Origin of the sequence: Streptomyces sp. NPDC008121, from assembly GCF_042957155.1 — a bacterium.
Classification (GTDB): domain Bacteria; phylum Actinomycetota; class Actinomycetes; order Streptomycetales; family Streptomycetaceae; genus Streptomyces.
In genome coordinates this window covers 97684-120299 of sequence record NZ_JBIBHT010000006.1, presented here as the reverse complement: position 1 = coordinate 120299, position 22616 = coordinate 97684, and the positions used below count along the sequence as shown (strand labels likewise).

Genomic DNA, 22616 nt, shown 5'->3' with positions numbered 1-22616 from the left:
GGCGGTATTTCCGATGGCTACCGGGGATTCATGGATGTCTTTTGGCCGAGAAAAAGCCCCGGCTCGGTACGAGCCGGGGCTTTTTCGACCGGGCCGTGGGACGGCCCGTGCGTTCGGACGCGGTCGGGTCAGACGTTCACACCGCGGGCGCGCAGGTACGCGACGGGGTTGATGTCGGAGCCGTACTCGGCGCTCGTGCGGGCCTCGAAGTGCAGGTGCGGGCCCGTGGAGTTGCCGGTCGAGCCGGAGATGCCGATGCGGTCGCCGGGGGTCACGGTCTCGCCGACCGAGACACTGATGGCCGAGAGGTGACCGTACTGGGTGTACGTACCGTCGTTCATCCGGATGACGATGTTGTTGCCGTACGCGCCGCCCCAGCCGGCCTCGACCACGGTGCCGGCGCCGACGGAGACGACCTCGCTGCCGTAGGAGGCGTGGAAGTCGACGCCCGAGTGGCTGCCGGAGGACCAGAGGGAGCCGCCGGTCTGGTAGCCGGTGCTGACGTACGAGCCGGCCACGGGGAGCTGGAAGGAGTTCAGGCGCTTGCGCTCGGCCTCCCGGGCGGCGCGCTCCTTGGCCTCGCGGATCTCCTTGGCGCGGGCCTCGGCCTTGCGCTTCGCCTCCGCCTTCGCGCGGGCCTCGGCCTTGGCCTTGGCTATCGCCTCGACGGCTTCCCGCTCCTGCTCGGCGGCCTGGACGTCGATCCGGTCCGCCAGCGACTCGGAGACGACGGCCATGTTCATGCCGGTGTCCTCGAGCGCGCGGGTGTCCGTGTCGGCGGCGAGCGCCGGGGAAGCGAGGGTTCCGATGACCCCGGTGGTGGCGATGGTGGCGACGCCGGCGATGCCCGCGCTGCGGCGCGCCAGACGGCTCGGACCACGATGCTTCCCGGTGGCACGGGTGAACGCCATGTAGTGGCTGATCCTTTCCTTCCTTCTCGCCTACCGGGTTAGCTGACGGGTTCGGAGCAGGAAGGTCTCCTACGGGCCCCTCCGCACGGGTGCGAAGGCGTCCGATTCACCCCAGGGACTTCATGGGTCCCCGGCTCCCCAGGCTCGCGCCTGACGGGGACTCGGCGATGACTGTCCGATGCCACGGGTGTGGCGGGTGCAACTGGCGAACAGCCGGATTGACGCTAAGCGGACCGTCTTTCAATCGGCAAACGGACTCGCCGGTTTGTAAGACATGCCACAGGTCAGACAGGCATCCTCTCCCTCAATACGGACAAACGATCAATATGGGCGAGGACCCCGACGTATGGTGACGTCGGGGTCCTCGCCGGAGCGCGCGTTCCGCTCCGTTCAGCCCTCGTTCGGCCGGTCGGCCCGTGCCCGGTTCTCGTCCGGAGCGCGCTCCGCCGGTCGGCCTCCCGGTGCTCGATCAGCCGGTGACGACGGTGACTTCGCCGATGCCGAGCGCCCGCACGGGCTCCTCGATCTGCGCCGCGTCGCCGACGAGCACGGTCACCAGACGGTCCACCGGGAAGGCGTTGACGACCGCCGCCGTCGCCTCCACCGTGCCCGTCTCGGCCAGGCGCGCGTACAACTGCGCCTGGAAATCGTCCGGAAGGTGCTGCTCGACCTGGTCGGCGAGCGTCCCGGCGACGGAGGCGGCGGTCTCGTACTTCAACGGCGCCACGCCCACCAGGTTCTGCACCGCCACGTCGCGCTCCGCGTCGGTCAGCCCCTCGGCGGCGAGGGTGCGCAGCACCTTCCACAGGTCGTCAAGTGCCGGACCGGTGTTGGGGGTGTCGACCGAACCGCTGATGGCGAGCATCGCGGCGCCGTTGCCCGCGCCGTCGGAGCGCAGCACCTGGCCGAAGGACCGCACGCCGTAGGTGTAGCCCTTCTCCTCGCGCAGGACGCGGTCCAGGCGGGAGGTGAGGGTGCCCCCGAGGCAGTACGTGCCGAGGACCTGGGCCGGCCAGACCCGGTCGTGCCGGTCGGCGCCGACCCTGCCGATCAGCAGCTGCGTCTGGACCGCCCCGGGGCGGTTGACGATGACCACGCGGCCGGTGTCGTCGGCCGTGATCGGCGGGACGGGGCGCGGCTCGGCGGTGTCGCCGGTCCACGCGCCGAGCGTCTCGGCGAGGACCTTGTCCAGGTCGACGTCGGTCAGGTCGCCCACGACCACGGCGGTGGCCGTGGCGGGCCGGACGTGCGCCGTGAAGAAGGCGCGGACGGCCGTGGCGTCGATCGCGGCGACGGTCTCCTCGGTGCCCTGGCGCGGCCGGGACATGCGCGAGCCGGCCGGGAACAGCTCCTTGGAGAGCTGCTTGGCCGCCCTGCGGGCCGGGTTGGCCGTCTCGTGCGGGATCTCGTCGAGCCGGTTGCGCACCAGCCGCTCGATCTCGGTGTCGACGAAGGCCGGGGCGATCAGGGCCTCGGCGAGCAGGCCGAGCGCCTTGGGCAGCCGCGAGACGGGAACCTCGAGGGAGACCCGTACGCCCGGGTGGTCCGCGTGGGCGTCCAGGGTGGCCCCGCAGCGCTCCAGCTCCGCCGCGAACTCCTCGGCCGAGTGCTTGTCGGTGCCTTCGGACAGGGCCCGCGACATGATCGTGGCGACGCCGTCCAGACCCTCCGGCTCGGCCTCCAGGGGGGCTTCGAGGAAGATCTCGACGGCCACCACCTGCTGGCCCGGACGGTGGCAGCGCAGCACCGTCAGGCCGTTGTCCAGGGCGCCCCGCTCCGGGGCCGGGAAGGCCCAGGGTCGGGCCGTGCCCGGCTGCGGCTGCGGGTGAAAGTCCATGCTCGTCAAAGACGCGGCAGCGTCGCTCACTGGTCCGCTCCCTCTTCCTCGTCGTTCTCGCTGTCGCTGTCGCTCTGCTCGGCGGTCACCGGTTCGTAGACGAGCACCGCGCGGTTGTCGGGACGCAGCCGGGCCGCGGCGACGGCCCGCACCTCATCCGCGGTGACGTCCAGGACGCGGTTGACGGCGGTCAGGGCGAGCTGCGGGTCGCCGAACAGCACCGCGAAGCGGCACAGTTCGTCGGCGCGGCCGGCGACCGTGCCGAGCCGGTCGAGCCACTCCCGCTCCAACTGCGCCTGGGCACGCTCCATCTCCTCGGGCGTGGGGCCCTCGGAGGCGAAACGGGCCAGCTCCTCGTCGACGGCGGCCTCGATCTCGGGGACCTCCACACCACCGGAGGTCTTCACGTCCAGCCAGCCCAGCGAGGGAGCACCGGCCAGGCGCAGCAGGCCGAAGCCGGCCGCGACGGCCGTGCGGTCGCGGCGGACCAGCCGGTTGTGGAGCCGGGAGGACTCGCCGCCGCCGAGGACGGTCAGGGCCAGGTCGGCGGCGTCGCACTCGCGCGTGCCGTCGTGTGGGAGGCGGTAGGCGGCCATCAGCGCGCGCGCCGGGACCTCCTCCTCCACGACCTCGCGCAGCTGCTCGCCGATGGTCTCGGACAGCGTGCCGTCGCGCGGCGGACGCTTGCCGTCGTGGGACGGGATGGAGCCGAAGTACTTCTCGATCCAGGCGAGGGTCTGCTCCGGGTCGATGTCGCCGACGACCGACAGCACCGCGTTGTTCGGCGCGTAGTACGTACGGAAGAAGCTGCGGGCGTCCTCCAGGGTGGCCGCGTCCAGGTCGGCCATGGAGCCGATCGGCGTGTGGTGGTACGGGTGGCCCTCGGGGTAGGCGAGGGCGGTCAGCTTCTCGAAGGCCGTGCCGTAGGGCACGTTGTCGTACCGCTGGCGGCGCTCGTTCTTGACGACGTCGCGCTGATTCTCCATGGACTCGTCGTCCAGGGCCGCCAGCAGCGAGCCCATGCGGTCCGCCTCCAGCCAGAGCGCGAGCTCCAGCTGATGCGTCGGCATCGTCTCGAAGTAATTGGTGCGCTCGAAGCTCGTCGTGCCGTTGAGCGAACCGCCCGCTCCCTGGACCAGCTCGAAGTGACCGTTTCCGTGGACCTGCTTCGACCCCTGGAACATCAGGTGCTCGAAGAGGTGGGCGAGGCCGGTACGGCCCTCGACCTCGTGACGCGAGCCGACGTCGTACCAGAGGCAGACCGCGGCGACCGGGGTCAGGTGGTCCTCGGAGAGCACCACGCGCAGGCCGTTGGCCAGCCGGTGCTCGGTCGCTGTCAGGCCGCCGGAGCCGGCCTCGGCCGTGGCCGTGTGACCCATGGGCATGTACGTCCCTTCGATCGCGATATGGAAAAGTCCTGCCACTGTATGCAAGCGCACCGACACCTCGCGAAGTTCCCGCGGGCTCGAGGCTTCCCTCTTCCGGGTCGCGCACGCGTCCCGCTTCCCCTCCGTCCCCCCTCCGCCCCCGCCTCCACCCGGCGCCCGGGAGGCGGGCCGGGAGGAGCCATTCCCGGGTCGCGGTCGGCGTTGTCAGTGGGACGGTCCACAATGGTCCGCGTCAGATCAACCTTGTTGGTGAAGGAGCCGCAGCCGCGATGGCCCGCCGCAGCACGAAGACACCGCCGCCGGACGACGCGTTCGAGGAGCGAATCCTCGACATCGACGTCGTCGACGAGATGCAGGGCTCCTTCCTCGAGTACGCGTACTCGGTGATCTACTCCCGCGCGCTGCCGGACGCCCGCGACGGCATGAAGCCGGTGCAGCGCCGCATCGTCTACCAGATGAACGAGATGGGGCTGCGCCCCGACCGCGGCTATGTGAAGTGCGCCCGCGTCGTCGGCGAGGTCATGGGCAAGCTGCACCCCCACGGCGACGCGTCGATCTACGACGCGATGGTGCGGATGGCGCAGCCGTTCTCCATGCGGGTCCCCCTCGTCGACGGCCACGGCAACTTCGGCTCGCTGGGCAACGACGACCCGCCGGCCGCCATGCGGTACACCGAGTCCCGGATGGCGTCGGCCGCGCTGCTGATGACCGAGTCCATCGACGAGGACACCGTCGACTTCTCGCCGAACTACGACGGCCAGGAGCGGGAGCCGGTCGCCCTGCCGGCGGCGTACCCGAACCTGCTGGTCAACGGCGCCTCCGGCATCGCGGTCGGCATGGCCACCAACATGCCGCCGCACAACCTGGGCGAGGTGATCGCGGCCGCCCGCCACCTCATCCGGCACCCCAACGCCGACCTCGACGCGCTGATGCGGTTCGTCCCCGGCCCCGACCTCCCGACCGGCGGCCGAATCGTCGGCCTGTCCGGCATCAAGGACGCGTACGAGAACGGCCGCGGGACGTTCAAGATCCGCGCCACGGCCACGGTGGAGAACGTCACCGCCCGCCGCAAGGGCATCGTCGTCACCGAACTGCCCTTCACGGTCGGCCCGGAGAAGGTCATCGGAAAGATCAAGGACCTGGTCGGCTCCAAGAAGCTCCAGGGCATCGCCGACGTCAAGGACCTCACCGACCGCAGCCACGGCCTGCGGCTGGTCATCGAGATCAAGAACGGCTTCGTGCCCGAGGCGGTCCTGGAGCAGCTCTACAAGCTGACGCCGATGGAGGAGTCCTTCGGCATCAACAACGTGGCGCTGGTCGACGGCCAGCCGCTCACGCTCGGTCTCAAGGAGCTGCTGGAGGTCTATCTCGACCACCGCTTCACCGTCGTCCGCCGCCGCTCCGAGTTCCGGCGGACCAAGAAGCGAGACCGGCTGCACCTGGTCGAGGGCCTGCTCGTCGCTCTCCTCGACATCGACGAGGTCATCCGTCTCATCCGCTCCAGCGAGAACTCGGCGCAGGCCAAGGAGCGCCTGATCGCGCACTTCTCGCTGAGCGAGATCCAGACGCAGTACATCCTGGACACCCCGCTGCGCCGGCTCACGAAGTTCGACCGGATCGAGCTGGAGAGCGAGCGGGACCGGCTCAACGGCGAGATCGACGAGCTGACCGGGATCCTCGACTCGGACGCCGAGCTGCGCAAGCTGGTCTCGGGGGAACTGGCCGCGGTGGCGAAGAAGTTCGGTACCGAACGGCGCACGGTCCTGCTGGAGTCGGCGGGCGCGCCCGTCGCGGCCGCCTCCCTGGAGGTCGCGGACGACCCGTGCCGGGTGCTGCTCTCCTCGACGGGGCTGCTGGCCCGCACGGCGACGGCGGAGCTGCCGGCCGCCGAGGACGGCCGCCGCGCCAAGCACGACGTGATCGTCTCGGCCGTCCCGGCGACCCAGCGCGGGGATATCGGCGTGGTGACCTCGACCGGGCGGCTGCTGCGGCTCGCCGTGATCGACCTGCCCCAGCTGCCGGACACCCACGCCGCGCCGAACCTCGCGGGCGGGGCGCCGCTGGCGGAGTTCCTGACCTTGGAGAACGACGAGTCGGTGGTCTGCCTGACCACGCTGGACGAGTCCTCGCCGGGTCTGGCGATCGGCACGCTGCAGGGCGTGGTGAAGCGGGTGGTGCCGGACTATCCGGCGAACAAGGACGAGCTGGAGGTCATCGCCCTCAAGGACGGAGACCGGATCGTCGGAGCGACCGAGCTGCGGACGGGCGAGGAGGACCTGGTCTTCATCACCTCCGACGCCCAGCTGCTGCGCTTCCAGGCCGCGCAGGTACGGCCCCAGGGGCGGCCCGCGGGCGGCATGGCGGGCATCAAGCTCGCGGCCGGCGCCGAGGTGATCTCGTTCACGGCCCTGGACCCGGCGGCGGAGGGCGTGGTGTTCACCATCGCGGGCTCGACGGGCACCCTGGACGGGTCGGCCGCCACGTCGGCGAAGCTGACGCCGTTCGACCAGTACCCCCGCAAGGGGCGCGCGACCGGTGGCGTGCGCTGCCAGCGGTTCCTCAAGGGCGAGGACGTGCTCCTGCTCGGCTGGGCGGGTGGCTCCCCGGCCCGCGCCGCCCAGCAGAACGGCACCCCGGTGGATCTCCCCGAGATCGACCCGCGCCGCGACGGCTCGGGCACGCCCCTGGCCAAGCCGGTCACGGTCCTGGCGGGCCCGACAAGCTGAGCGGGGCCGGCGGAGGCTCCTAGGGAGCGTCCGCCGGCTCCTCCTCGGATTCGTCGCGCCGTACGTACCGCAGGACGCCCCACATGGCGTGCTCGTCCGGGGCTTCCCGCGGGCCCGTCGCCTCGCAGGCGGCGAGCTCCTTGCGCAGGGCCTCGGCGTCGATGCCGGACCCGATGAGGACGAGCTGGGTCCGCCGCTCCTCGCCCTCCGGCCAGGGCTCGGGGTAGAAGCGCAGGAACCGGCCGACGGCGTGGACGCCGTAGCGGTTGACCGGGTCGGCCGCGCCGAAGTCGACGAATCCCTTGAGGCGGTAGAGGCCCTGGGGCCGGGAGTCCAGGAACTCCATGAGCCGCCGCGGGTGCAGGGCGGTCGCGGTGGAGACCGAGAGGGTCTCGTAGTGGGCGTGCGGATGGGCGGCCGTGTCCTCGTCCCCGTACAGCAGGTCCTCGATGGACATCTGCCCCTCGATCTCGTCGTCGGGCGCGACCCGGTCGAAGAGGACCTCGGGGTGGACCCGCCCGTGTGCGGCGCGGATCACGGCGGCGCGTCCGGCGACACCGGTCACGGTGGCGTGGACGGCGTCCAGCTCCCGCTCCCCGACGCGGTCGGCCTTGTTGACGACCACCAGGTCGGCGAGGGCGAGGTGCCGGTCGGTCTCGGGATGCCTCTCGCGCGTGGCGGAGAACTCGGCGGCGTCGACGACCTGCACGAGCCCGCCGTACACGATCCGCTCGTTCTCGCTGGCGAGCACCATGCGCACCAGCTCCTGTGGCTCGGCGAGCCCGCTCGCCTCGATGACGATCACGTCCAGGCGGGCGGAGGGCCGGGTGAGGACCTCCAGGTACTCGTCCAGCTCGCTCGCGTCCACGGCGCAGCACAGGCAACCGTTGCCGAGCGAGACGGTGGACCCGACCTGCCCGGCGACGGTCATGGCGTCGATCCCGATGTCCCCGAAGTCGTTCACCATGACCCCGATCCGGGTGCCCCGGGCGCTGCGCAGCAGATGGTTGAGCAGCGTCGTCTTGCCCGACCCCAGAAATCCGGAGAGGACGACGACGGGGATCTGCTGCGTGCTCAAGGGAAACCCTCCTGGTGCCTCGGGCGCTCGACGAAGCTCCCAGAATAGGCAAGCCGCCGCCCGGGCGGGCACGGGCGGCCGACGGTCCACCGTACGGGCGGCCACCCCACAAGGGGCACCCCGTCCCGGACGTCCGCGCCCGAGCCGCGCCCGCACCCGGCGCACAGCGGGCGACCGGGATTTCCGGTCGCGTTCCCCCGGCCCGTACCGTTCCCGCATGAGCCCCGCACCGAATACCCCCGCGCGGCCCGCTGTGCGCCGTCGGCGGATCGGCTGGCCGCGGCGGGTCTTCGCGCAGGTCCTCCTCATGCAGCTGGCCATCGCCACCGGCGTGACCGTGCTCGCCACCGGCCTCTTCCTGGCGCCCCTCAGCGCCCAGCTCGACGACCAGGCCATGCGCCGCGCGCTCGCCATCGCCGAGACGACCGCGTCCCCGCGGGTCGCGACGGCGCTGCGGGACACCTCCCCCACCGCCGGCGGTCCCGTACAGACGGAGGCCGAGCGGATCCGGCGGTCCACCGGCGCCGAGTACGTGGTCGTCATGGACACGCGTGGGGTCCGCTGGTCGCACACCGACCCGGCCCAGATCGGCAAGGTCGTCTCCACCGACCCCAGCACGGCCCTCGCCGGCCGCGAGGTGATGGAGATCGACAGCGGGACCCTCGGCCGCTCCGCCCGGGGCAAGGCGCCGCTGCGGGCCGCCGACGGGAGCATCGTCGGCGCGGTGTCGGTCGGCATCGAGTACGACAGCGTCCAGGACCGGCTGCTCGGGGCGATCCCGGGCCTGCTCGCGTACGCGGGCGGCGCCCTGGCCGTCGGGGCCCTGGCGGCCTATCTGATCTCCCGCAGACTCCAGCGGCAGACCCACGACCTCGCCTTCTCCGACATCTCCGCGCTGCTCGCCGAGCGCGAGGCGATGCTCCACGGCATCCGCGAGGGCGTCGTCGCCCTGGACCGCGCCGGACGGATACGGCTCCTGAACGACGAGGCCGAGCGCCTCCTCGGAATCGGTGCCGAGGCCATCGGCAGCCCCTTGGAGGAGGCGCTCGGCTCCGGCCGCACCGCCGACGTGCTGGCCGGGCGGGTCACGGGCGAGGACCTGGTGACGGTCCGCGGGCAGCGGGTGCTCATCGCCAACCGGATGCCGACGGACGACGGCGGCGCCGTCGCCACCCTCCGCGACCGCACCGAACTGGAGCGGCTCGGTCGCGAGCTGGACTCCACCCGAGGCCTGATCGACGCGCTGCGCGCCCAGGACCACGAGCACGCCAACCGGCTGCACACCCTCCTCGGCCTGCTGGAGCTGGAGATGCACGAGGAGGCGGTGGAGTTCGTCACCGAGGTCGTCGGTGTCCACCGCGCCACCGCCGAGCAGGTCACGGAGAAGATCCACGACCCGCTGCTCGCCGCGCTCCTCGTCGGCAAGGCCACCGTCGCTGCCGAGCGGGGCGTCTCGCTGCGCGTCGCGCCCGGATCGCTGCTGCCCGACCGGCTGGTCGACCCGCGCGAGCTGGTCACCGTCGTGGGCAACCTCGTCGACAACGCCCTGGACGCGGCGGCGGGCACCGCCGACGCGCGCGTCGAGATCGCCGTGCGCGCGGAGGGCCGCACGGCCGTCCTGCGGGTGTCGGACAGCGGCCCCGGGGTCCCCGAGGACCGCCGCGGGCTGATCTTCACGGAGGGCTGGACCACGAAGGAGCCGCCGGCCCACGGCAAGCGCGGTATCGGCCTGGCACTCGTCCGCCGCCTCGCCGAGCGCCAGGGCGGCAGCGCCCGGGTCGCCGAGGGCGCCTCCGGCGGCGCCGAGTTCACCGTCGTACTCCCTGAAGCGCTGGTACTCCCCGAGACCCATGGGGTGCCTGAGGCTCACGTGGCCCCTGGGGCCACGCCCGGGACCTCCGACGGGGCGCGGACGGCCGGTGAGGTGTGGTGATCGACGTCCTGGTCGTGGACGACGACGTGCGCGTCGCGGGGATCAACGCCGCCTACGTCGCCCGGGTGCCCGGCTACCGTGTCGTCGCCACCGCCCACTCCGCCGCCGGGGCGCTCGCCCGCCTCGCCGAGACGCCGGTCGACCTGATCCTGCTCGACCACTACCTGCCGGACGAGAACGGGCTCTCGGTCGTACGGGAGCTGCGCCGGCTCGGCCGGCAGACCGACGTGATCATGGTGACGGCGGCCCGGGACGTGGCGACCGTCCAGGCGGCGATGCGGCACGGCGCGCTCCAGTACCTGGTCAAGCCGTTCGCCTTCGCCGGCTTGCGCGCGAAGCTGGAGGCGTACGCCGTGCTCCGCCGCGCCCTCGACGGCGGCGGTGAGGCGGAACAGTCGGAGGTGGACCGGCTCTTCGGCGCGCTGTCGGCGGCCGCCGTGGAACCGGAGCTTCCCAAGGGCCATTCGCCGACCACGGCCGAGCTGCTGCGGCAGGTCCTGCTGGCCGCCGACGGGCCGCTGTCCGCGCAGGAGATCGCCGAGCGGGCAGGGGTGAGCCGGCAGACCGCCCAGCGCTATCTCAAGCTGCTGGAGCGGACGGGCAGGGTGCGGCTCTCCCTGCGGTACGGCGAGACGGGCCGCCCGGAACACCGGTACGTCTGGGCGTCGTCCCCTGCGGGCTGACATCCCTCCCCCAGGGTCGACGGGTCACACCGCTCCGGCCCCGGTCAACGCCCGTACCTCCGTCTCCGCGTGCTTGGCGGCGTCCGGCGGCTCGTGCGAGGTGACGGTCCCGATCCAGCCGGCCAGGAAGCCCATCGGGATGGAGACCACGCCCGGGTTCTGCAGGGGGAAGAGATGGAAGTCGACGCCCGGGAAGAGCGCTTCGGGGCTGCCGGAGACCACCGGCGAGAGGACGACGAGCAGCACGGCCGGGACGAGCCCGCCGTACACCGACCAGACGGCTCCCCTGGTGGTGAAGTTGCGCCAGAACAGGGAGTAGAGGAGCACCGGCAGGTTGGCGGAGGCGGCGACGGCGAAGGCGAGGCCGACCAGGAACGCCACGTTCAGGTCGCGGGCGAGCAGTCCGAGCCCGATGGCCGCCACGCCGATTCCGGCCGCGGCGAGCCGCGCCACGGTCACCTCGCTGTAGGGCTTGGACCGGCTGTCGCGGCGGCGCAGCGAGGCGTACAGGTCGTGGGCGACGGACGCCGAGGAGGCGAGGGTGATGCCGGCGACCACGGCCAGGATCGTGGCGAAGGCGACGGCGGCGACGATGGCGAAGAGCACGGTGCCGCCGGTGGAGCCCGCGCCTCCGCCGAGGTCGAGGGCGAGCAGCGGTACGGCGGTGTTGCCGGCGGCGTTGGACGCGCGGACGGCGTCGGGGCCGATGATCGCGGCGGCGCCGAAGCCGAGGACGATCGTCATCAGGTAGAAGCTGCCGATGAGGCCGATCGACCAGACGACGGAGCGGCGGGCCGCGCGTGCGGTGGGCACGGTGTAGAAGCGCGACAGGATGTGCGGCAGGCCGGCGGTGCCCAGGACGAGGGCGATGCCGAGGCTGATGAAGTCCAGGCGCGCGGTCCAGTCCCCGCCGTAGCGCAGGCCCGGCGCGAGGAAGTCCCGGCCGTGGCCGCTGCGGTCGGCGGCGGTGGCGAGCAGCTGCTCGAAGTCGCCGTGGAAGCGGAGCAGCACGAGCACGGTGAGGGCGATCGTGCCGGCCATGAGCAGCACGGCCTTGACGATCTGGATCCAGGTGGTGGCGCGCATCCCGCCCAGCGATACGTAGATCACCATCAGGGCGCCGACGCCGATCACGGTCCAGGAGCGGGCGGCTTCGCTCGTGCCGCCGAGGAGGAGGGCGACGAGGCTGCCGGCTCCGACCATCTGGGCCACCAGGTAGAGCACGGAGACGGTGACGGAGGAGGTCCCGGCCGCGATGCGGACCGGGCGCTCGGTCATCCGGGCGGCGACGACGTCGGCGAGCGTGAACCGGCCGCAGTTGCGGACCAGTTCGGCGACGAGGAGGAGGACGACCAGCCAGGCGACGAGGAAGCCGACGGAGTAGAGCATGCCGTCGTAGCCGAAGAGGGCGATCAGGCCGGAGATGCCGAGGAAGGACGCGGCGGACATGTAGTCGCCGGCGATGGCGAAACCGTTCTCCATCGGGGAGAAGAGCCGGCCGCCGGCGTAGAACTCCTCGGCGGAGCCGTGCCGTTTGCGGCTCACCCAGGTGGTGATCGCCAGGGTCACCGCGATGAAGGCGCTGAACAGCAGCAGGGCCAGGGTCTGGTGGTCACCGGTCACCGCTGGGCCCCCCGCGTCATCTCCTGCGTGTCCCACCGCAGGTCCAGTGCCGCCCGGTCCCGGCGGAGCCGGGCATGCCGGGCGTAGGCCCAGGTGAGCAGGAAGGTCGTGAGGAACTGGCCGAGTCCGGCGACCATCGCCACGTTGACCGCCCCGGCGACGGGCCGGGCCATCAGCCCGGGCGCGGCGGTCGCGGCCACGACGTAGGCGAGGTACCAGAGCAGGAAGGCGAGGGCGGCCGGGACCACGAACCGGCGGTAGCGGCTGCGTACTTCCTGGAAGGCGGGGCTGCGCTGGACCTCCAGATAGATGTCCGCGGCGCTGCGCGCGGACCGCTGTCGCGGCATGCCCCCTGGCGCCTCGGCGTCGGTGGTCGCGGCGCCGCCGTCCAGCGCGTCCGGGTCGGCGGGCTCGCCCCAGCCGGACGCCAGGGCGTCGTACCAGGGGTCCTCGATCCGGACCGCCGCCGGATCGCCGTTCGGCACCGCGGGCGCGTGCGGCCCTTCCTGCTTCTCCACCGGTGAACTCTCCTTGTCAGCGAACCGTTTCGGCCGCGTGCACAAGGATGGACAGAGCGGGAAGATCCCGGACTCTTCTCCTCCCGCACTTCACCCCATCAGGTGATGGAATTCCGGGTGGGGGGACAACTCCGCGCTGATAGGCGTACCGGAACGGGGCGGAAGCGGTCCGGAGTGGCACGGAGGCGGCGCCGGGCGCGAACGGGGAGGTACCGCCGAGGGGGCGGAGCCGTCGGCTCCGCCCCCTCGGTGAGACCGGTGGCTCAGGCGTCGATGCGCGAGCGGTCCAGGGTCGCCGCCGAGCTGGTGATGAACTCCTTGCGGGGAGCGACGTCGTTCCCCATGAGGAGGTCGAAGACCTGCTCGGAGGAGTCCAGGTCGCCGATGTTGATCCGGCGCAGGGTGCGGTGGCGCGGGTCCATCGTGGTCTCCGCGAGCTGGTCGGCGTCCATCTCGCCGAGGCCCTTGTAGCGCTGGATGGCGTCCTTGTAGCGGATGCCCTTGCGCTGGTACTCGAGCAGTGTCTGGCGCAGCTCGTTGTCGGAGTAGGTGTAGACGTACTTGTCCTGGCCCTTCTTGGGCTGGACCAGTTCGATGCGGTGCAGCGGCGGCACGGCGGCGAAGACCCGGCCGGCCTCGACCATGGGCCGCATGTAGCGCTGGAAGAGCGTCAGCAGCAGGCAGCGGATGTGGGCGCCGTCGACGTCGGCGTCGACGAGGAGGACGATCTTGCCGTAGCGGGCCGCGTCGATGTCGAAGGTGCGGCCGGAGCCGGCTCCTATGACCTGGATGATCGCACCGCACTCGGCGTTCTTGAGCATGTCCGAGACGGACGACTTCTGGACGTTGAGGATCTTTCCGCGGATGGGCAGCAGCGCCTGGAACTCGCTGTTGCGGGCGAGCTTGGCGGTGCCGAGCGCGGAGTCGCCCTCGACGATGAAGAGCTCGCTGCGCTCGACGTCGTCGCTCCGGCAGTCGGCGAGCTTGGCCGGCAGCGAGGAGGACTCCAGCGCGGTCTTCCTGCGCTGCGCCTCCTTGTGCTGGCGGGCGGCGATCCGGGTCCTGGCGGCCGCGACGGCCTTCTCCAGGACGGCCCGGGCCTGGGCCTTGTCGTCCCGCTTGGTGGACGTCAGGAAGGCCTTGAGCTCCTTCGCGACCACATTGGCGACGATCCTGCGGGCCGCGGAGGTGCCCAGGACTTCCTTGGTCTGGCCCTCGAACTGCGGTTCGGCGAGGCGGACCGTCACGACGGCCGTGAGCCCTTCCAGGGCGTCGTCCTTGACGATGTCGTCCTCGGCGACGCGCAGCATCTTGGCGGAGCGGAGGACTTCGTTGACCGTCTTGGTGATGGCCTGCTCGAAGCCGGAGACGTGGGTGCCGCCCTTGGGGGTGGCGATGATGTTCACGAACGACTTGACCGTGGTGTCGTAGCCGGTGCCCCAGCGCAGGGCCACGTCGACGCCGAGCTCGCGGGTGACCTCGGTGGGCGTCATGTGCCCGCGGTCGTCGAGGACCGGGACGGTCTCCTTGAAGGTCCCCTGGCCGCTCAGCCGCTGCACGTCGCAGACGGCCTTGTCCTGGGCGAGGAACTCGCAGAACTCGCTGATCCCGCCGTCGAAGCGGAAGGTCTCCTCGCTCTTGCCGACGCCTTCCAGGTCCCGCTGGTCGCGGACGACGATGGTCAGGCCGGGCACGAGGAAGGCGGTCTGGCGGGCGCGCTGGTGCAGGTGGTCCAGGGAGAGCCGGGCGTCCTTGAGGAAGATCTGCCGGTCGGCCCAGTACCGCACCCGGGTACCGGTTCGCGTCTTGGGTACGCGCTTGCCCTTGAGCAGGCCGTTGCCCGGGTCGAAGGGGCTGTCGGGGCCCTGCTCCGTGAAGATGCCGGGGACGCCTCGGCGGAAGCTGATGGCGTGCGTGGCGCCGTTCCGGTCGACCTCGACGTCGAGACGTGCGGAGAGTGCGTTCACCACGGAGGCGCCGACGCCGTGGAGGCCGCCGGAGGCCGCGTACGAGCCACCGCCGAACTTTCCGCCGGCGTGGAGCTTGGTCATGACGACCTCGACACCGGAGAGCCCGGTCTTGGGCTCCACGTCGACCGGGATGCCCCGGCCGTTGTCGCACACCTCGACGGAGCCGTCCTCGTGGAGGACGACGTCGATGTGGTCGCAGTAACCGCCGAGGGCCTCGTCGACGGAGTTGTCGATGATCTCCCAGAGGCAGTGCATCAGGCCGCGGCTGTCGGTGGACCCGATGTACATGCCGGGGCGCTTGCGAACCGCTTCGAGCCCTTCGAGTACGAGCAGGTGCCGCGCGGTGTAGTTGGAACCGTCACGGTCTGCGGTCAGCAGCGCACTCGACGGCACGGACGTTTCGGCGGTCACGCGGTTCGCTCCTCGCTGAATTTGAAAAGTGGCCCGGTGGGGTAAGGCCCGGCGTCGTTCACCGGTCAGAGGGTACCGATGCCTGGTAGACGGGTTGCCACGCCACCCTCCCGAATTCTCATGCTAGTGCAGAGTCGCATGCGTGTTCGATCCCTCGAAGGGGTGACGTGAACATCACGTTCCCTTCCAGGCATGAACCATTTAGGCTCCGGGCACGTCCTCATGAACAACCGGCAAGCCAGCCGGGAGGACCGGACCCCTGCAAGCAACGCGAAATCCGTAGTGCGACGCAATACGGCTCATTCGCCGCCAACCGGCAGCAGACAGCCACCTTGGAAGAAGTTTCAAGGAAAAGCCACGAGCGGGAACGTTTTCGGCCTGGTTGGATGTTGACCCTGGTACGACAGCTCGTCGAGCTAGAGAAGAGGCGACGTGACTACTGTTCTGACCCCCGCGAGCCCCCTGACGGCCGCTGACCGCTGCGACCGCTGCGGCGCCCAGGCGTACGTGCGCGTCGTTCTGACCAGCGGCGGTGACTTGCTCTTCTGCGCGCACCACGGGCGTAAGTTCGAGCCGGAACTCAAGAAGATCGCCGCGGAAATACAGGATGAGACGGACCGGCTCACCGAGGTGCCGGCCAAGGCAGTAGACGAGGACCGCTGACGCCTCGCAGATACGACGAGCCAAGGGCCGGTCACTGACCGGCTGACGGGCGGCCACCCCCGCGGTCGAAGGGGGGTGGCCGCCCGTTCTCGCGTCCCGGGCCGCTCGGGCCCGGGCGCTCGCTACAGACCTGTGTCGATTCCGACCGGACAGGCGCCTCAGGCCCGGACAGGCGCCTCAGGCCCGGCCTGGGAGCAGCGCCGAGATCCGGGTGTAGACGCCGGGACTGCCGGCCTGCCCGCAGCCGCTGCCCCAGGACACCAGGCCGATGAGCCGCCCCTGAGCCACCAGAGGCCCTCCACTGTCCCCCTGGCAGGCGTCCTTGCCGCCCTGGGGGTCACCGGCGCACAGCATCGTGTCCGCGCGGTAGGCGGCGCCCAGGACGCCTGAATAGGCACGCGTGCACGCGCTGTCCGCCAGCACCTGTACGCGGGCCGAGCGCAGGGCCGAAGAGTAGGTCTCGTTGCCCGTGGTGTCCCCCCAGCCGAAGACCTCCGCCTCCGTGCCGGGCGCCTCCGCCGTGTCCCCCGGGCGAGCCCGCTCGATCACGTACGACGCGGGCAGGGCGGTCTCCAGGGACAGGACGGCGAGATCGCCGGAGTTGGTCGCCGCGTTGTAGGACGGGTTAACCCAGGTGCCGGAGATCCTGACCTCGTGCCCGTCGCGGCCCCGCAGGGAGCTCCGCCCCGCGATCACCTTGAAGTCGGCGAGCTCCGACGGCTTGCCCCCGAGGACGTCCCTGCCGAGGCAGTGGGCTGCCGTGAGGACCCGGGTGGGCGCCACGACGACTCCCCCGCAGAACTGCCCGGCGCGTGTTCCTCCGAACCGGTCACGGCTGGAGAGCGCCACGACCCACGGCGCGTCGGCGATCCGGGTGAGCTGGCCGCCGACCACGACGCTGTCGGCGGTCGCCGGGGCGGCGAGGGCGAACGGCCCCGCGGTTGCCACGGTCAGACCGAGGGCCGCGGCCACTGCTCGGACGATGGAGCGACGCATAGAGCCTCCTGACTCTCCGGTGATGCCCGTTCACTCAGAGTCGGTCACGCGCGCCCGTCCCGCACCCGCGCACACGCCGAAGGGCCCGGCCCCCTTTTCGGGAACCGGGCCCTTCGGCCGTCTGCCGCCGTGTCCCGCCGGGCGGGACGCGGGCGGAGACGGTGACTAGTCGAGGTAGTCGCGCAGGACCTGCGAGCGCGACGGGTGGCGCAGCTTCGACATCGTCTTGGACTCGATCTGGCGGATGCGCTCACGCGTCACGCCGTAGACCTTGCCGATCTCGTCCAGCGTCTTCGGCTGGCCGTCGGTGAGGCCGAAGCGCATGGAGACCACGCCGGCCTCGCGCTCGGAGAGCGTGTCGAGGACGGAGTGCAGCTGCTCCTGGAGGAGCGTGAAGCTGACCGCGTCGGCCGGGACGACCGCCTCGGAGTCCTCGATCAGGTCGCCGAACTCGCTGTCGCCGTCCTCACCCAGAGGGGTGTGGAGGGAGATCGGCTCACGGCCGTACTTCTGGACCTCGATGACCTTCTCGGGGGTCATGTCGAGTTCCTTGGCCAGCTCCTCCGGGGTGGGCTCGCGGCCCAGGTCCTGGAGCATCTGGCGCTGCACGCGCGCGAGCTTGTTGATGACCTCGACCATGTGCACCGGGATACGGATGGTGCGGGCCTGGTCGGCCATCGCGCGGGTGATCGCCTGACGGATCCACCAGGTGGCGTACGTGGAGAACTTGTAGCCCTTGGTGTAGTCGAACTTCTCGACGGCGCGGATCAGACCCAGGTTGCCCTCCTGGATCAGGTCCAGGAAGAGCATGCCTCGGCCGGTGTAGCGCTTGGCCAGCGAGACCACGAGGCGGAGGTTGGCCTCCAGCAGGTGGTTCTTGGCGCGGCGGCCGTCCTCGGCGATGATCTCCAGCTCGCGCTTGAGCTTGGGCGCCAGCTTGTCGGAGTTCGCCAGCTTGTCCTCGGCGAACAGACCGGCCTCGATGCGCTTGGCGAGCTCGACCTCCTGCTCGGCGTTGAGCAGCGGGACCTTGCCGATCTGCTTCAGGTAGTCCTTGACCGGGTCCGCGGTGGCACCGGCGACGGCGACCTGCTGGGCCGGAGCGTCGTCCTCGTCCTCGTCGGACAGGACGAAGCCCTTGTTCTCGCCCTCGGCCTCTTCGTCCTCGCCCTTGCCGGGCGCGACGTCCTCGAGGAGCTCCTCGCCCTCGACGACCTCGTCGGCGTCCTTCTTGGCGGTGGTCTTCTTGGCCGCCGTCTTCTTGGCGGCGGTCTTCTTCGCCACCGTCTTCTTGGCGGTGGTCTTCTTCGCGGCCGCCTTCTTGGCCGGCGTGCCGGCCTCGTCGGCCGGGTCCGCGCCCTCTGCCGCCGGCGCCGCCGCGGCCGCGACGGACTTCGTCACGGTCGTCTTGGCGGTGACGGTCTTGGTGGCGGTGCGCTTGGCCGGGCTCTTCGCTGCGACGCTCTTGCGGGCGCGCTTCGGCGACTCCGCTGCACTGACCATCAGCGTCACACCCTCTTCCTCGAGGATCTGGTTGAGGCTGCGCAGAACATTCTTCCACTGGGTTGGCGGAATCTGGTCAGCCTCGAAGGCCCGACGCACGTCATCGCCGGCGATCTGCCCATCAGCCTTTCCCCGCTCGATGAGCGCCATCACAGACTCGGACTCGGCGATCTCCGGCGGGAGCGTACGGGATGTGCTGGCCGACACGAACAACCTCTCGGAACGATGGAAAACGGCTTCCGGCCCCGCCCGTGATCGGGCCGGAGCCGACGACCGTCAGCGGGGAATGTGCCGACGGCGCGGGCTGGACCGGGGAACTGCACAGCGCCTCGTGCGGCGGCTGTATTCCTTCCTCGGCTGTCACCTCTTAGGTCATCGCACGGCTCCGAGGAGTGTTACGCCCAATCCGCGTGGCCCGAGTCACACCCCATGAGCGACGAAACGGCCGGAAGGAGTACAGATCGTACGTTTGTGCCGCCAGGCCCCCGCGATCCCCGGAGATCGGCCGTGATCCCCGGGGTCCGCGCGAGTCGGGCGACACGCGATGCGCACGTCCCCGTACTCCTGGCCACGGCCCGCGCGCGTCAGTGCTCGCGCGGCGCGGGCACCACACGCTCCACCTCGGGGTGGACCGTCAGGAGCTGGCGCATGGCGGTCTCGGCGGCGTAGGCGTCTCCGGCGGCGAGGGCGTCGACGATGCGCGCGTGGTGGACGATGCAGTTCTCGCCGGGACGGTCACAGCCGGTGGCCGGGCCGCCGGAGACCTGGAGCGCCGCGGCGACGATGCCGGAGAGGTGCTCCAGCATCCGGTTGCCGGCGAGCTGGATGAGCAGCGAGTGGAACTCGGTGTCGGCGCGCGAGTAGGTGATGCCGTCGCCCTGGGCGTAGGCGTGGCTCATGATCTCGACCATGTCGGCGAGCCGCTGCTGAACGTCCTCGCGGCCGTGTCCGGCGGCGAGGCGGGCGGCCAGGGGCTCGATCGTCCACCGCAGCTCGTTCAGCTCGCGGCGCTGGTCGTCGCGCTGCGGGCCGAAGGCGCGCCATTCGATGATGTCGGGGTCCAGCAGGTTCCAGTCGCTGACCGGCCGGACCCGGGTGCCGACGTTGGGGCGGGCGCTGACCAGACCCTTCGCCTCCAGGACGCGCAGCGACTCGCGCACGACGGTCCGGGAGACCTCGAAGCGCTGGCCGATCTCCTCAGGGACCAGCGGCCGGTCGGCGCCGAGGTCACCGGAGACGATCATCTGGCCGAGCTGCTGGACGAGTTGGCCGTGCAGGCCGCGTCCGCGACTGCCGGCGGTGCGCCTGCCGACCCGGCCCAGATCATTCTCCACCCCCTCCCAGGCAGGCGGGCCGACACGATCGGCGCCGGGGGCCTCCGCGTAGGGGTAACGGTCGAGATCGCCCGGGGCGCCGAGGCCGGAGTCGACGGAACGGGCGGCGGTCATCATGGTGTGCGCAAGGGTACTCACGCATCCTTTGTCGGCGTTGCTCCCGAGACCCTTGAGGTCTTTGGTGAAAAGCACACGAAAGGGTGATCGGCACCCCCTACACAATTGACGATTAATCGGACATTCTTAGGCATTTCAAAGGTAGTTGCCTACGACCCGGACGTACTCGGTCCGCATGCGATCACCAACGCGCCTTACGGCGAAGCCCGGTGAACAGATAGGCGCAGAGCAGGCCGGTCAACGCCAGGGTCATCGCCACCCCCACGGGCTGGGCGAGCACCCTGATCCCGCCCATGAGCCAGTGGTCGGCCGCGGAAGGCCACGCCGCTACCGCGTACGCGCGGAGCCGGGCCGGAAGGCCAGCGATCGAACGCCCGGAGGGCCCGGCGATCGCGTTGTTCAGCAGGGGTACGAGCACGATCGGCACCGACAGCACCGCCGCCACCCCGGCCGCGGCGACCCGGAACACACCCGCCCCCAGGACACCTGCCCAGGCGCAGCCGGTGATCAGACCGAGCCAACTGGCGCACAGCGTCGGCCAGTTCTCCGGTACGGGAATCAAGTCGCCGCCGTAGACCAGACGCAGGGCCTCCAGGTCGACCACCACCACGAGGACGGCGAGGAGGACCGCGACGGCGGCCGCCACCGCGAGCTTGGCGAGCAGCAGACCCAGGCGCCGGGGAACGGTGCCGCGGCCGGTGGTGAGGGCGGGGTAGCGGTACTCGTCCGCGAAGGAGAAGGCGCCGAGCAACCCCGCCCCGAGCGCCGCCGGGGGCAGCGGGGAGAGGGCGGGCCAGCCCGCGATCGCGGTGGGGACCGGGGTTCCTCCCCCGCGGGCGAGGAGGACCGCGATCAGGACGGAGGCAGCGAGGGTCGCGGCGGCGACCAGCGGGGTGCTCGGTACGCCGAGGAGGCGGCGGATCTCGTATCGCAGGGGGCGCAGCGGCGCCCGTTGCGGCCGGCGGGCCGCCAGGGGCTGCTCCGGGCCCCTCCGGTCCGCGCCACCGTCGGTTCCGGCCGCGGTCGCGACGGCGGGGTCGGGGGGCGGTTCCGGATCGCGGCGGGCGGGCGGGCGCTCACCGCCGGGGTTCGTCTCGCCCACCTCGTCGGCGAGGCGGTGGATGAGCACACCGTGCCGGAAGGCGGTCTCTCCGATGGTGGCGCAGTCGCTGCCGTAGACGGAGAGGCTGTTGCCGTTCTCGGCGACCACCTCCACGGAGCGGCGGGCGGCCCGCGCCTCCTGCGTGACGAGTACGGCGAGCCGTGCGGCGTGCGGGGTTCGGACGGCGACGCGCGGCCGCAGTCGGGTACGGGCGAACTCGGCGACGTCCTGGTCGGCGAGGAGGCGGCCCGACGCCAGGCTGACGACCCGGTCGGCATGGCGCGCCGCCTCCCTGGCGTCCGCCGTGGTGAAGAGAACGGTCCCGCCGTCCTGGGCGTGGGCGCGCAGGAGTTCGTACAGCCAGGCGTTCTCCCTCGCGGACAGCCCTGCTCCCGGTTCGTCGAGCAGCAGCGCGTGCGGGTCCCCCAACAGGGCGGCCGCGAGACCGAGTCGGCGGTCCATTCCCCGGGAGAGGGCACCGACGCGCTGGTCGTGGAGCCCGGCGAGTCCAACGGTGTGGAGCATCTCGTCCGCCCTGGCCCCTGGAACGCCGGTGGCCGCGCAGAGCATCCGGAGCTGGCTGCGCAGGGTGCGCGAGGGGTGGCCGGCGACATCGCCGAGCAGGACGCCGACCTCCCCCGGCGGGTGGGCGATGCGATGGAGGGGCCGGCCGCGGAAGTAGGTGACGCCGCGGCCCGGCTCGAGTTCGAGCATCAACCGCAGGGCGGTGGTCTTCCCCGAACCGGCCGGGCCGTGCAGGGCGGTGACGAGGCCCGGCCGGGCGTCGAAGGTGAGGTCGTCCACGGCGGGCGCAAGGTCGCGGCGGGGGGTGCTGGTGAGTCCGATGGCCTGGAGCATCGCTTCTCTCGCGGTAGGTGACACCGCTCCGCGGCAGGGCGGCTACCGAAGCAAGATAACGCTACATTTCGGACTTTCGGTGCAGGGTTGCGGCTCGGGGTCGTCGCGCAGCGCACCCGGACCACGGAAGGCGCCCAGGCGAACGCTGGACGTCGGGCCCCGGGCCGTCAGACCTCGGGGCGCAGCATGGGCGGGTTGAGCAGGGTCGCGCCACCCGCCCTGAACAGCTGCGCGGGCCGCCCTCCCTGACGCGTGGTCGTGCCGCCGGCCGGGACCAGGAAGCCGGGCGTGCCGGTCACCTTGCGGTGGAAGTTACGTGGGTCCAGGGCGACCCCCCACACCGCTTCGTACACCCTCCTCAGCTCGCCGACGGTGAACTCCGGCGGGCAGAACGCGGTGGCCAGCGAGGAGTACTCGATTTTGGAGCGGGCCCTTTCCACCCCGTCGGCGAGGATCCTGGCGTGATCGAAGGCGAGCGGCCCCGCCTTCTCCTCCGCGTGCTCCGCGTCAACGTCCTGGCCGAGCAGCTCCTCGACCGGGGACCAGCGGGCGCTGTTGGCGTCGCCACCGGCACGCGGAGCGGGGAGGTCCGGGGCGAGCGCCAGATGGGCGACGCTGACCACCCTCATCCGCGGGTCGCGCTCCGGGTCCCCGTAGGTCGCCAGCTGTTCGAGGTGGGCGCCGTTGCCGAGTGCGGGCGGCGGCGCGGCGGGGTCGTGGGCGCAGAGTCCGGTCTCCTCGACCAGTTCCCGCGCGGCGGCCGCACCGAGGTCCTCGTCCGCCCGGACGAACCCGCCGGGCAGCGCCCACCGGCCCTGGAACGGCTGTTCTCCCCGTCGCACGACCAAGGCGCACAGGGCGGGGCCCCGCACCGTGAGGACGACCAGATCGACGGTGACGGCGAAGGGCGGAAAGGCCGACGGGTCGTAGGGAGACATGCCGCGATCATAGTCGTCTCCCTGACG

Annotated in this window: 16 protein-coding genes and 1 riboswitch; of the genes, 4 read left to right on the top strand and 12 right to left on the bottom strand. The window is 71.5% G+C overall.

Going from position 1 to position 22616, the window contains the following annotated elements:
* Window positions 1-128: 128 nt before the first annotated feature.
* The 3 genes from ACFZBD_RS21040 to ACFZBD_RS21030 form a co-directional block, all read right to left on the bottom strand.
* Complete coding sequence (locus tag ACFZBD_RS21040; protein ID WP_391141440.1) at window positions 129-911, bottom strand: peptidoglycan DD-metalloendopeptidase family protein; 783 nt, start codon at window positions 909-911, stop codon at window positions 129-131.
* 12 nt (window positions 912-923) lie between these two features.
* A riboswitch (cyclic di-AMP (ydaO/yuaA leader) is annotated at window positions 924-1088 on the bottom strand.
* A gap of 292 nt (window positions 1089-1380) precedes the next feature.
* Window positions 1381-2748, bottom strand: a complete 1368-nt coding sequence (locus ACFZBD_RS21035) for an insulinase family protein (RefSeq protein ID WP_391142205.1) — start codon at window positions 2746-2748, stop codon at window positions 1381-1383.
* A 26-nt stretch (window positions 2749-2774) separates the two neighbouring features.
* Window positions 2775-4133 (bottom strand): insulinase family protein, encoded by a 1359-nt coding sequence (locus ACFZBD_RS21030; RefSeq protein WP_391141437.1) that lies wholly within the window; start codon window positions 4131-4133, stop codon window positions 2775-2777.
* Window positions 4134-4405: 272 nt separating this feature from the next.
* On the opposite strand from ACFZBD_RS21030, the gene ACFZBD_RS21025 reads away from it, so the two are divergent.
* A complete protein-coding gene (locus ACFZBD_RS21025; RefSeq protein WP_391141435.1) occupies window positions 4406-6862 on the top strand; it encodes a DNA topoisomerase (ATP-hydrolyzing) in 2457 nt (818 codons plus the stop codon).
* 19 nt (window positions 6863-6881) lie between these two features.
* Here ACFZBD_RS21025 and ACFZBD_RS21020 read toward each other — a convergent pair whose 3' ends face one another.
* Window positions 6882-7940 carry a GTP-binding protein gene (locus tag ACFZBD_RS21020; protein WP_391141433.1) on the bottom strand — a complete coding sequence of 353 codons (1059 nt, stop codon included), beginning with the start codon at window positions 7938-7940 and terminating at the stop codon, window positions 6882-6884.
* A gap of 217 nt (window positions 7941-8157) precedes the next feature.
* On the opposite strand from ACFZBD_RS21020, the gene ACFZBD_RS21015 reads away from it, so the two are divergent.
* Together ACFZBD_RS21015 and ACFZBD_RS21010 are read left to right on the top strand one after the other, a co-directional pair.
* The gene (locus ACFZBD_RS21015) at window positions 8158-9873 is read left to right on the top strand and encodes an ATP-binding protein (protein WP_391141431.1); all 1716 of its coding nucleotides are present in this window, start codon (window positions 8158-8160) and stop codon (window positions 9871-9873) included.
* The gene (locus ACFZBD_RS21010; protein ID WP_391141429.1) at window positions 9870-10556 is read left to right on the top strand and encodes a response regulator; all 687 of its coding nucleotides are present in this window, start codon (window positions 9870-9872) and stop codon (window positions 10554-10556) included. The genes ACFZBD_RS21015 and ACFZBD_RS21010 overlap by 4 nt, the downstream gene beginning before the upstream one ends.
* A gap of 24 nt (window positions 10557-10580) precedes the next feature.
* On the opposite strand, the gene ACFZBD_RS21005 is transcribed toward ACFZBD_RS21010, so the two are convergent.
* From ACFZBD_RS21005 to ACFZBD_RS20995, 3 genes are all read right to left on the bottom strand, one after another.
* Entirely contained in the window at window positions 10581-12179 is a 1599-nt protein-coding gene (locus tag ACFZBD_RS21005; protein ID WP_391141425.1) for a cation acetate symporter, read from the bottom strand.
* Window positions 12176-12697: a DUF485 domain-containing protein gene (locus ACFZBD_RS21000; RefSeq protein WP_391141423.1), complete on the bottom strand. Its 522-nt coding sequence runs from the start codon at window positions 12695-12697 to the stop codon at window positions 12176-12178. The genes ACFZBD_RS21005 and ACFZBD_RS21000 overlap by 4 nt, the downstream gene beginning before the upstream one ends.
* Before the next feature lie 263 nt (window positions 12698-12960).
* A complete protein-coding gene (locus ACFZBD_RS20995) occupies window positions 12961-15078 on the bottom strand; it encodes a DNA gyrase subunit B (protein ID WP_391141421.1) in 2118 nt (705 codons plus the stop codon).
* A gap of 432 nt (window positions 15079-15510) precedes the next feature.
* Here ACFZBD_RS20995 and ACFZBD_RS20990 point away from each other — a divergent pair, with 432 nt between their 5' ends.
* On the top strand, window positions 15511-15741 hold the full coding sequence (locus ACFZBD_RS20990; protein ID WP_391141419.1) for a hypothetical protein: 231 nt from the start codon (window positions 15511-15513) through the stop codon (window positions 15739-15741).
* 177 nt (window positions 15742-15918) lie between these two features.
* Here the strand turns inward: ACFZBD_RS20990 and ACFZBD_RS20985 are convergent, their stop codons facing one another.
* The 5 genes from ACFZBD_RS20985 to ACFZBD_RS20965 form a co-directional block, all read right to left on the bottom strand.
* The gene (locus tag ACFZBD_RS20985; RefSeq protein WP_391141416.1) at window positions 15919-16737 is read right to left on the bottom strand and encodes a trypsin-like serine protease; all 819 of its coding nucleotides are present in this window, start codon (window positions 16735-16737) and stop codon (window positions 15919-15921) included.
* A 165-nt stretch (window positions 16738-16902) separates the two neighbouring features.
* Window positions 16903-18447, bottom strand: coding sequence for an RNA polymerase sigma factor (locus tag ACFZBD_RS20980; RefSeq protein ID WP_391141414.1), 1545 nt, complete (start codon window positions 18445-18447; stop codon window positions 16903-16905).
* Window positions 18448-18824: 377 nt separating this feature from the next.
* Window positions 18825-19712 (bottom strand): FCD domain-containing protein, encoded by an 888-nt coding sequence (locus tag ACFZBD_RS20975; RefSeq protein ID WP_391141412.1) that lies wholly within the window; start codon window positions 19710-19712, stop codon window positions 18825-18827.
* 160 nt (window positions 19713-19872) lie between these two features.
* A complete protein-coding gene (locus tag ACFZBD_RS20970) occupies window positions 19873-21651 on the bottom strand; it encodes an ATP-binding cassette domain-containing protein (RefSeq protein ID WP_391141410.1) in 1779 nt (592 codons plus the stop codon).
* Between the two features lie 167 nt (window positions 21652-21818).
* Entirely contained in the window at window positions 21819-22589 is a 771-nt protein-coding gene (locus ACFZBD_RS20965) for an NUDIX domain-containing protein (RefSeq protein WP_391141408.1), read from the bottom strand.
* Window positions 22590-22616 lie beyond the last annotated feature (27 nt).